The sequence below is a fragment of the Pseudomonas sp. SO81 genome (genome assembly GCF_030374125.1).
In the GTDB taxonomy this organism is placed as follows: Bacteria; Pseudomonadota; Gammaproteobacteria; order Pseudomonadales; family Pseudomonadaceae; genus Aquipseudomonas.
Genome location: NZ_CP126126.1, coordinates 1811670 through 1823311, shown reverse-complemented (window position 1 = coordinate 1823311; position 11642 = coordinate 1811670). Strand labels below are relative to the sequence as shown.

The window sequence follows — 11642 nt, the reverse complement described above, 5'->3', positions numbered from 1 at the left end:
GTGGCCAAGCACTACGCATCGTTGTTCCTCGGCAAGGCGGCCCCCGCAGGGGAGGCCGTGGATGCGCAGCCCGAGACGCCTTATCAGCTGCTGCTGGTGGATGACGAACCGGGCATCCTGGCCGCGCTGCGCCGGGTGTTCCAGCGCGAAAACTACCAGCTGCACTTCGCGCGCAATGGCATCGAGGCCCTGAAGATACTCGCCAGCCAGGACATCCACCTGATCATCAGCGACTTCATGATGCCGGAGATGAACGGCAGCGAGCTGCTGGCGCAGGTGCGCGAGCGCTGGCCCGACTCCATCCGCATCATGCTCACCGGACATGCCAATACCGAGGCTGTCATGGGCTCGATCAGGGATGGGGCGGTTTACCGTTTCATCCTCAAGCCTTGGAACGACGATGATCTGCGGCTGACCATCGCCCTGGCGCTCGAGCAATACGCGCTGCAGCAGCGCAATCGGGCGCTGGAACAGCAGAATCAGAAGCAGCACCGCGATCTGGAAACCCTGGCCAAGCTCAGTGTGACCAACCGCAGCCAATTGGCCATCCTGCTGCACAAGAAAGGTCTGCTCAACGCCCAGCAGATCCAGCAGCTGCACAAGGAAATGCAGGTTCACAAGACGCCGGTGCTGCGCCAGTTGATGCAACACGACTGGATCGACAGCCAGAAGATCCATGAGCTGCTGCGCAAGGACCTGATGTTCGAGGAGATCGACCTGCGTGAATTCGAGGTTGACCCGGCGCTGTTGTCACTGATTCCGCAAAGCGTGTGCATGCGCCAGTTGGTGCTACCGCTGCGTGTGCTCGACAAGCGTCTGCGCCTGGCCATGGCCGACCCTTTGGACCAGGGGTTGATCGACGAATTGGGTTTCATGACCGGGCTCAGCATCCACCCACTATTGTGCGATCTGCAGCAGATGCAGGCCAAGCTGGGCGAGCTGTTCGGCGACTCGGAGAGGCTTGAAGACATTGCTACCGTGGTCGGTAGCAGCGACCCTTACGAAGGCATCGAGATCGTCCTCGATGACGATGGCGGTGCCGAAAGCCTGGAGCAATTGCTGGGCAGCTCGGAGGAGCCGCCGACGATTCGTCTGGTCAATGCCATCATTCTCGAGGCACTGCGCCTGAGGGCCAGCGATATCCACATCCACCCGCGCACCAAGCATGTGGTGGTGCGCTACCGCATCGATGGCGTGCTGCAAGACAAGATTCAGGTTCCCAGCGCGCTACTGATGCCGCTGGTGTCACGGATCAAGGTCATGGCCGAGCTGGACATCACCGAGCGACGGCGCCCTCAGGATGGTCGCATCACCGTCAAGACGCCGATGCGCATCGTCGATCTGCGCATCTCCACGTTGCCCACCATCAACGGCGAAAAGATCGTGATGCGCGTGTTGGAGCGCCAGTCGGCCGCGCAGTCACTGGAGGAGTTGGGGCTGTCTCCGCACAACCTGCGCCGCCTGCTGCATGTGGTGAACAAGCCGCAGGGCATCATTCTCGCCACCGGGCCCACTGGCAGTGGCAAGACCACTACCCTGTTCGCCCTGCTGCAGCACGAGGCCTCGTCGGAAAAGAACTACGTCACCATCGAGGACCCCGTGGAGTTCCACGTTGACCTGGCCGGCCAGGTGCCAGTTCGCGAGCGCATCGGCCTGAGCTTCGCCAGCGTGCTGCGGGCCATCCTGAGGCAGGACCCGGACGTGATTTTGCTCGGCGAGATCCGCGATGAGGAAACCGCCGATGTGGCCTTCCATGCCGCGCTGACCGGCCACCTAGTGTTCTCCACCCTGCACACCAACTCGGCGGCGGCGACCATTGCACGATTGTTCGATCTGGGCCTGAAGCCCTATGTGCTGGCCTCGGCCCTGGAAGCAATCATCGCCCAGCGCCTGGTGCGTCGCATCTGTCCTAACTGCAAAGAGCCTACGCAACCCAGTGAAGCGCGGCTGCGTAGTTTGGGTGCGGAGTTCCTGGCGCCGGATATGCAGTTCTTCCAGGGCAAGGGATGCAATCAGTGCAATCAGGGGTATCGCGGGAGGGTCGGTATTCACGAGGTTCTGACCATGAGTGATCGTTTGCGCGATGCCATTGCCCAGGGCGTCGGTGCCATGCAGTTGCAGGCTATCGCGCGTGAACAGGGCATGACCACGCTGCTCGACGATGCCCGGGAGAAGATCCACCAGGGGCTCACCACCATAGACGAAGTCCTGCGCCTGCTCGGCCCGCAGGACCTGCAGGAATAGAGATGAGCACGCGTCAGCTGATCATCGAGGCCTACCTGCATGTGCTGGCGTTCGCCCTGCTGGCCATGGGGCTGATCAGCCTCGCCGGTTACCTGGGGCTGGATAACCCGACCGTGCACACGGTGGTGCTGCTGCCGGACAGTGCGGTCCTGTCGACCTTGCTGGGCGGGCTGCTGCTCTGCGCCGTACGCCGTGCGATGCGTCCGCTGTGGCTGTTTGCTGCACTGATGATTGGTTGCACCCTGTATACCCTGGTTCACAACTATCTGGCGGGTGGCTCTGAAGTAGGTCGATCACTGCTCACCGGCTTCATTCGCATGCGCAGCGCGCTGGTGGCGACCCTGTTGGTCAGTGCGCTCGCCATCTGCCTGTGCCTGGGACCCGCACTGGCCAAGCGAGTCGCGCGGGCGCTCGGGCTGGCGATCATCCTGCTGGCTGCTGTCGCGCATTTCTCTTGGGATCTGTCTGCAACGAGCATGTTCAGCCTGGGTTTCAAGTTCTCTTCGACCCATATCGCCAACCTGTTCACCTTCCTGCTGGGGGGCGCCATCATCCTGCTCAGCCTGCAGGAGTCGCGGGCCGACGTGCCGATGTGGCGCTTGCCGCTGCTGGCCGGAGCGCTGGGGGCGACCCTCACCTGTGGCGGCTGGTACCTGCTGAGCCTGCAGACCATCGATACCCTGACCCGAGAAAGCGATCTGCTGCTGTCCAAGGTGCAGACCCTGGCCGAGGGCACTCTGCAGAACCGGCTGGATCTGATGAAGCGTATGGCGGAGCGCTGGCAAGTGCTGGGTGCCCTGCCATCTGAGGCCTATTGGCAGCAGGAGGCACGCAGCTATCTGCGCGACTTCCCCAACCTGCATCTGGTCGGTGTGCTCGACGAACAGCTCAAGCCTCACTGGCTGGAGGCCCGTGATGAGGAGAAGGCGCGGCGGCTAAGGGACTTTCTGGCCCGCCCAGAGCAGGCCGAGTGGTTGAACCATGCCCTGAACGACGATGTACCGCATATCAGTCGGGCCGTCGGACGTGTGGATGGCGCCGGAGCTCACGCCCTGCTCGCCAGCTCTTTGCGCATTCCTGGCGATGCACCCCGGCTGATTGTTGCCATGCTGGATATTCAGGGCGCACTGGGTGAGCTGCTGGGCGACGAACTGGGTGGCTTCATCGTCAAGGCCTATGAGGGCGAGATGCCGATCTATAGCTCTCGGAGCCACGGGCGGCAGCGCTTCAACACGCCGGTGGGCGAGGGTCTCATCGACTTCCATCACGATCAGCGCTGGCGACTGGTTTCCTATATCGACGATTCGGTTGCCCTCAATACTTCACGCTTGTTGCCTGCGCTGATCATGCTGTTCGGCTTGGTCCTGAGCTTCTTCCTGATGCTCAGCCAGCGCCTGGCTGGCCTGGCCATCGAGCGTGCGGCTCACCTCCAGGGGGCCAACGGCGAGCTGCAGCGGAGCCTGGCCAGTCAGCTCAAGGCCCAGGCGCTCAACCAGCGGATCATGGCGTTCACCCAGGACGTGCTGTGCTCCTTCGACCGCGAGGGACGTTTTCTCGAGGTGAGTCCCTCCTGCGTCAAGCTGTTCGGCTACCGGCAGAATGAGCTGATCGGGCGCCCCTATCTGGAGCTGGTGTTGCCCGAGGATCATGAGCTGACGCAGATGGAGGCCGCGGAGGTGATGGCCGGACGACCATCCTATGGTTTCCGCAACCGTTATCGGCACAGGGATGGGCGCATCTTGCACATCCTCTGGTCTGCCGACTGGTCGGCGGAGGAGGAAACCCTCTTCGCCGTTGCCCACGATATTACTGCGCTGGTGCACAACGAGGCCTTCACGGAGAGCCAGCGCGATATTCTCAGCATGATATCCATGGATCGCCCGCAGTCAGAGACGCTCGAGGCCATCTGCCATATGGTCGAGGCACAGGAACCCGGATCCTTCTGTTCGGTACTGCTGCTCGACGCCGAGGGCAAGCAGCTGTATACGGGGGCGGCGCCGAGCCTGCCGGCGGCCTACAACCGCGCCATCGATGGCGCCGCCATCGGTCCCAATGCTGGCAGCTGCGGTACGGCGGCCTACCGCCGCCAGCTGGTGGTGGTCGAGGACATCGAAATCGACCCGCTCTGGGCGGACTATCGTGACCTGGCCAGGCCCTACGGCTTGCGTGCCTGCTGGTCGTTCCCGCTGATATCCCACCATGGCCAGGTGCTGGGTACCTTCGCGTTGTATCAGAAGGCACCGCACGCACCCAGCGACGAGCAGATCCAGCACCTGGCCATGGCCGCGCAGCTGGCGGCGATAGCCATCGCCCGCACCCGAGACCGCCAGCAGCTGCAGGAGAGCGAACAGCGCTTCCGTTCCCTATTCACCTTCAACCCCGACCCGGTCTTCGCCTTCGATCTCAAGGGGCACTTCCTCAGCATGAACGGGGCCGGCATGGAGCTGACGGGGCTGCGCGAGGAGCAGATTCTTGGGCGCCATTTCGCCGAGCTGGTGGTGGCCGAGGATCTGAAACGTGTCCTGCAGCATTTTGCTTCGGCCTGTCGTGGTATTCCCCAGCGCTACGAGATGAGCATCCAGGATGCAGCCGGCAGACAGCTGCACCTGGATGTCAGCAATCTGCCGATCATGGTGGATGGCGAGCTGGTCGGGGTTTTCGGTCTGGCCAAGGACATCACCGAGCGTGAGCGCATCACCGCCGAGCTGAACAGCACCCTGGCGCGCAGCGAGCGGCAGGCCGAACAGCTGCGTGGCCTGGGCGCGGCGGCAATCGCCACGGCCAAGCTGCACGATCACCAGACGCTGATCAATTATCTGGTGGAGCAGGTGCGCATGGTGATCGGCGCGCACCAGGCGGTGCTCAGCCTGACCCGGGAAGCGGATTGGAGTCAGGCCATCAATGGTGTCGCACTGTCGGACAAGTACGCCGCCTGGCGGGAGTACGTCGCGGTTCCCGACGGCAGTGGCATCTATGCCCTGATCTGTGAAACCAATGAGCCGCTGATGCTGACCCAGGAGGAGCTTGAGCGGCATCCGCGCTGGGCTGGATTCGGCGAGCATGCCGCGGCGCATCCACCCATGCGCGGCTGGCTGGCCGTGCCCCTGATCGACAAGAACGGTGCCAATCTCGGCCTTTTGCAGCTATCGGACAAGATGGACGGCGAGTTCGATGCCGACGATTTGACGATCGTGCAGCAGTTCGCCCAGATGGCCGTCTCTTTCCTGGAGAACAACCGCCTGCTGAACGAGGTCATGGCCGCGGAGCGGCGCCTCAAGGCCCAGCTGGATTTCACCTTCGCCATTACCGACTGTCTGGCCGAAGGGTTGCTTGCCATCGATGAACACGGCGTATTGACCTTCGTCAATCCGGCGGCCAGAAGGCTGCTGGCGGCTGAACAGGAGCCGCTGGGGCTGCAGATGAAGCAGCTGCTGCCGCTGGATCCGCGAGTCTGGGAGACTGCTGCTGCAGGCGCGGGCAGTCGTGGCGAGTTCGAGCTGCAAGGACAGACCCTGCACTATGACGCCCGCCCGCTTATCAGCCTGGTCGGAGCCCATGGCTGGGTGGTCGCGCTACGCGACGTGAGCGTCCAGCGCCGCGCCGAGCAGGCCATGCGCGAGCGCAACCAGTTCTTCAGCCTGTCGCTGGAAATGTTCTGCATGGTCAGCCTGCAAGGGCACTTCATCCAGGTCAACCCGGCCTTCGCCAGCATCCTGCATTACCGTGCCGAGGAGCTGGTCGGGCTGCCCTACATAGAGCTGATCGATACGGCCGACCGTGACCGGGTGCAGCAGGCCATCGAGCAGTTGCAGGATGGCGAGCTGATCCGCGATCTGACCATACGTGTCTGGGATGGGCGGGGCCGTCCGCACTGGCTGCAGTTCAGCGCCGCGCTGGGCGAGGATCGGGTGATTTACTGTGCCGCCCGCGATATCACCGAGCAGAAGGCCATCGAAGATCAGATTGCCCAGCACAACCTGATCCTGAGCATGGCAGGGCAGACCGCCAGGCTGGGGGGGTGGAGCATCGAGTTGCCCGGCCGCGAGGTTGTTTGGTCGGAGGAAATGTTCGGTCTGCTTGGCTTCGAGCCGGGCAAGGTTCCAACCCTGGACGAGGGGCTGGCGCTGTATCCGCCCTACCATCGCGCCGCCATCAGCGCCGCCCTGGAGGCCTGTGTCACCGAGGGGCAGAGCTTCGACCTCGATGTGGAAATCAGGCATGCCAGCGGCATGCTGCTGGATGCGCGTCTGGCTGGCCAAGCCGTGCGTGGGGAAGATGGTCGTATCGTGCGCATTTCGGGCGCGCTGCAGGATATCAGCGAGCGCAAACGTGCCCAGCGCGAAATTCAGCGCCTGGCCATGCGGCTGACCACTACCCTGGAGAGCATCACCGATGCCTTCTATACCCTGGATACCCGCTGGCACTTCAGCTATGTCAACCAGGAGGCCTCCCAGCAGCTGCGGGTATCGGTAGATGAGATGCTGGGTAAGGACATCTGGGAGGTGTTCCCGGGGGCTCGTGAAAGCGAGATCGGCTCGCGCTATATGCAAGCCATGGCGGATCACCAGGCGGCGCATTTCGAGGCCTATTATCCCCCCATGGAGCGCTGGTTCGAGGTGCATGCCTACCCATCGGAGGAAGGTCTGGCGGTTTATTTTCGCGATATAACCGAGCGCAGACGCACCGAAGAGGAGCTGCAGGCGACGCTGCTCGAGCTGGAGCGCAGCAATCGCGAGTTGCAGGAGTTTGCCTTCGTCGCCTCGCATGATCTGCAGGAGCCGCTGCGCAAGATTCAGGCCTTCTCAGACCGCCTGGCCGCCCGGGCCGACGGATTGGACGAGGAGGGCCGTGACTACCTGCAGCGCATGACCTCGGCGGCCTCGCGCATGCAGGCACTGATCATCGACTTGCTCAACTATTCGCGGGTCAACACCCGTGGTCAGTCGTTGCAGGCCGTGGAGCTGGAGCGGGTCCTGGACGAGGTGCTGCTGGACATGGAGGCCGGCATCGAACAGGCCGCCTGTCGCATCGAGCGCCAGCCATTGCCCACTGTGCTGGGTGACGCCAGCCAGTTGCGCCAGGTGATCCAGAACCTGCTGAGCAATGCCCTGAAGTTCCAGGCGCCCGGCAACTCGCCGCTGATCCGCATTTATGCGGAGCCAGCAACCGGCGGCGGATCGACCCTGTGCATCGCCGACAACGGCATCGGTTTCGACGAGAAATACCTGGATCGTATCTTCAACCCCTTCCAACGCCTGCATGGCCGCGAGGCCTACTCGGGAACAGGAATAGGGTTGGCGATTGTCAAAAAAATAATTGAACGGCACGGCGCGAGTATCACGGCCAGCAGTACGCCAGGTCAGGGCAGCGTGTTTCGTATCACCTTCCCGCGAATCAACAAGGACTCGCCATGAAGACCAAGATCGCCAATATCCTGATCGCCGATGACGATCAGGATGACTGCCTGATGACCCGGGAGGCTTTCCGGGAGTGCCGGATCGCCAATCGACTGCACTTCGTGCATGACGGTGAAGCCCTGCTCGACTACCTCAAGCGACGTCCGCCCTACGACGACGAACAACGTTTCCCGATGCCCGGGCTGATTCTGTTGGATCTCAACATGCCGCTCAAGGACGGGCGGGAGGCGCTGATGGAAATCAAGGCCGATGCCGCGCTGCGGGTCATTCCCGTGGTCATCCTAACCACCTCGTCGGCTGAGGAAGACGTCCTGCGCAGCTACGATATTGGAGTGAATTCCTTCATCACCAAGCCGGTTAGCTATTCCGGGCTCCTCGAGGTCATCCGTGCCCTCGGTCGCTATTGGCTGGATATCGTCGAGCTACCACTCGAGGGGGCTGGTGTATGACTCGAGGAGAGACGCATTGGCGTGTGTTGCTGGTCGATGACGACGAGGATGACTTCATCATCACTCGCGACCTTCTGCGTGGCTCCAAGCAGGAGCAGGTCAGCCTCGACTGGTGTGGCTCCTCCGAGCTGGGTTTGGCGGCGATCTGCCGTCAGGAGCACGATCTGTACCTGGTGGACTATCGGCTGGGCTCCGACACGGGCCTGGACCTGATTCACAAGGCCCGCCAGGCCGGCGTCAACAGGCCGATCATCCTGTTAACCGGACAGGGAGATGCCCGTCTCGATGCCTCGGCCATCGAGCAAGGTGCTGCTGATTACTTGGTCAAGGGCCAGTTTGATAGCCAGCAGTTGCTGCGCAGCGTGCGCTATGCCATCGACCGTAGCCTGGCCATGGCCAGGTTGGCCGAAAGCGAGGTGCGCTACCGTCTGCTCTTCGAAGCCAACCCCGAGCCCATGTGGGTGTTCTCCAGGGAGAGCCTGGGCTTCGTGGCGGTCAACCAGGCGGCTGCCCACTTCTTCGGTTACAGCCAGGATGAGCTGCTCGGCATGACGATTCTGGACATTCGCAGCGAGCAGGAGCGTGCGCGTTTTCTGGAGTATTTCGATTCCTCCATTCGCGAGCGCATCACCGATCCGTCTGCAGGGATCTGGTGCTACCAACACAAATCCGGGCGCGAGCTTTACGCCGAGATCCTGGTGCATGACTTCGACTTCGATGGCCAGTCGTCCTGCCTCGTGCTGGCCATCGATGTTACCGAGAAGCAGGCTGCCCGCGAGCAGGCGCGCCTGCGTGAGCAGGCTTTCCGCCAGCTGCTGAGCGACAATCGGGATGCGCTGCTGGTGATCGACGGCAAGGGCAGCGTGCGCTACACCAACCCGGCGGCCCAGAAGCTGCTGCAGTTGAGTGCCGAGCAATTGCAGGAGCGTCGCCTGCCACTGCCGCCCGTGCAGGAGCGTTTAGTCGAGTGGACACTGCCTCTGCCCGAGGGGGGGCAGGTCGAGGTAGAAATCCACAGTTCCACCACCGACTGGGAGGGAGAGCCGGCGCAACTGCTCTCGCTGCGCGACATCGCCGATCGCAAGGAATCAGAAAAGCAGTTGCGCCTGTTTCAGCGCAGCCTGGAGGCCAGTTACAACGGCGTGGTGATCGTGGATGCCTGCGCCACCGATATGCCGATCATCTACGTCAACCCAGCCTTCGAGCGGATCACCGGCTACAGCGAGGACGAGGTGATGGGGCGCAATTGTCGGTTCCTCCAGGGCCAATCGCGCGACCCTATGCGCGTAGAAGAGATCCGCCGCGGGCTGAGCCAGGCTCGTGACGTTCACGTCGTGGTACGCAACTTCCGCAAGGATGGGCAGGCCTTCTGGAATGATCTGTACATCTCGCCGATCTTCAGCGAGCGGGGCGTCATAACCCATTTCGTCGGCGTGCAGAATGACATTTCCGAGCAGAAGCGTTTCGAGGACGAGCTGAGCTTCAACGCCAGCCATGATGTTCTGACCGGTCTGCCCAACCGGGCTCTGCTCGAGGATCGTCTGCGTCAGGGCTGCAAGATATCCCAGCGCTATCAGCGCAGCCTGTCGGTGATGTTCATCGACCTGGACGGCTTCAAGCCGATCAACGACTCCATCGGGCACAACTTCGGCGATCTGTTGCTGATTGAGGTCGCCAAACGCATGTGCGAGCAGGTGCGTCCCGGCGATACGGTAGCGCGGATGGGCGGCGACGAGTTCATCGTCCTGCTGCCCGATCTGGCCATGGAGGAGGATGTGATCCCGGTCGCGGAGCGATTGATCGCGAGTATCTCCAAGCCCTATCGCATCCAGGGCATCGATCTGCATGTCACGGCCAGCATCGGCATCACGCTGAGCGACGGTGCCCTCGAGCAGCCCATGCAGCTGATCCAGCAGGCCGACCTGGCCATGTACAAGGCCAAGCAGGAGGGGCGCAACAACTACCAGTGGTATACCAACGATCTCAATCTGCGGGTCAGCGAGCGGGTAAACCTGCGCAATGAGTTGCAGAAGGCCATCGAGTCGGAAGGCTTCGAGCTCTATTACCAGCCACAGATCGATGGCCGCAGTGGCCGGGTGGTCGGCCTGGAGGCGCTGTTGCGCTGGCAGCATCCGACACAGGGATTCGTTTCGCCTGCCGTGTTCGTGCCAGTGGCCGAGGATACCGGGCAAATCATCCCGCTGAGCATTTGGGTGCTCGATACTGCTTGCCGGCAGATACGTCTGCTCAGCGAGCAAGGCATGAAGGGACCTTCGGTTGCGGTGAACATTTCCCCGGTGCAGTTTCAGCGCAGCAACTTCGTAGAAAGCGTGCAGGCGATGCTGCACAAGCATGACCTAGGCGCCGATATGCTGGAGCTGGAGATCACCGAGACCGTTCTGCTGAACAACGCGGACAAGGCGATCGAGACACTACATCGGCTCAAGGCGCTGGGCGTGCGTATCGCGATCGATGACTTTGGCACTGGCTTTTCCAGCCTCAATTACCTGAAGCGTTTGCCCATTGATAAGGTCAAGATTGATCGCTCTTTCGTGCAGGAAATCATCAGCGACCGTCACGATGCGGCCATCACTCAGGGCATCATCTCGATGGCGCACCATCTGCGACTCAAAGTGATAGCCGAGGGAGTGGAAACCGAGCCTCAGCTCGCCTTCCTCAAGAAGAGTCACTGCGACGAGTTCCAGGGTTACTACTTCGCCAAGCCGATGCCCTCCTCCGAGGTCGAGGACTACCTGCGTCAGCGCATGCTGGTGCATGAGCCTGCCACTAGCACGGTGGCCGAGGAGCAGGTGCAGACGGTGCTGCTGCTGGACGACGAGGAGAATATTTTGCGGGCGTTGGCGCGGGTTCTAAGGCGCGATGGCTACAAGATCCTGATGGCTACGCGAGCTCAGGATGCATTCGAACTGCTCGCCAAGCACGATGTCCAGGTGATCCTCTCCGACCAACGAATGCCAGAGATGAACGGGACGGAGTTCCTTAGCAGGGTCAAAGACCTGTACCCAGACACTATTCGTATTGTGCTTTCTGGATATACCGACCTTAAGTCGGTGACTGATGCCATCAATAAGGGGGCGATATACAAATTCCTCACAAAGCCCTGGGATGACGAGCTTTTGCGTCAGGACATCGCTCAGGCCTTCAGGGAGCTGAGTGTGGGCCGTGATTGAGGGATTAATCTGCCTAGAGCATGGTTTTCTATTTGTCTCTTTTCAAGGAGGCGCATTGGCTTGAGCCGGGCATGGCATATCAATATGGCGGGCTTTTGGCTGTGTGTCTTTTGCCCAGAATTACCTGCTTCCGGCCGGAAGCAGTAAGTAAAATGGGTTGAGCTGCCAGGGTCAGCTTTTGGCCGGCAGCTGCCTGTCATCGATGACCGCGTCCGGCCAAAAGGAGGCGCTGGGTGGCAGTCCCGTAAGCACATGTCGGTGCGTTAGATCAAACACGAGCGAAGCAGGCTGCCTGTTATAGGACTGGCTGTCGATTTTGAGTGCGAGTCGGTGTTGATCAG

At 61.7% G+C, this 11642-nt stretch carries 4 protein-coding genes; all 4 read left to right on the top strand.

Features of this window, described 5'->3' with window-relative positions:
* Genes OH686_RS08755 through OH686_RS08740 form a run of 4 tightly spaced genes read left to right on the top strand, consistent with a single transcriptional unit; the run spans nt 1 to nt 11301 of the window.
* Nucleotides 1-2244: an ATPase, T2SS/T4P/T4SS family gene (locus OH686_RS08755; protein ID WP_289537810.1), complete on the top strand. Its 2244-nt coding sequence runs from the start codon at nt 1-3 to the stop codon at nt 2242-2244.
* 2 nt (nt 2245-2246) lie between these two features.
* Nucleotides 2247-7658, top strand: a complete 5412-nt coding sequence (locus tag OH686_RS08750) for a PAS domain S-box protein (RefSeq protein ID WP_289537808.1) — start codon at nt 2247-2249, stop codon at nt 7656-7658.
* Nucleotides 7655-8110: a response regulator gene (locus OH686_RS08745; RefSeq protein ID WP_289537806.1), complete on the top strand. Its 456-nt coding sequence runs from the start codon at nt 7655-7657 to the stop codon at nt 8108-8110. The genes OH686_RS08750 and OH686_RS08745 overlap by 4 nt, the downstream gene beginning before the upstream one ends.
* Nucleotides 8107-11301, top strand: a complete 3195-nt coding sequence (locus OH686_RS08740; RefSeq protein ID WP_289538887.1) for an EAL domain-containing protein — start codon at nt 8107-8109, stop codon at nt 11299-11301. The genes OH686_RS08745 and OH686_RS08740 overlap by 4 nt, the downstream gene beginning before the upstream one ends.
* Nucleotides 11302-11642: the final 341 nt, after the last annotated feature.

Coding starts and splice junctions, on each gene's coding strand:
- OH686_RS08750 (WP_289537808.1), top strand. CDS start 2,247: ATGAGCACGCGTCAGCTGATCATCGAGGCCTACCTGCATGTGCTGGCG.
- OH686_RS08745 (WP_289537806.1), top strand. CDS start 7,655: ATGAAGACCAAGATCGCCAATATCCTGATCGCCGATGACGATCAGGAT.
- OH686_RS08740 (WP_289538887.1), top strand. CDS start 8,107: ATGACTCGAGGAGAGACGCATTGGCGTGTGTTGCTGGTCGATGACGAC.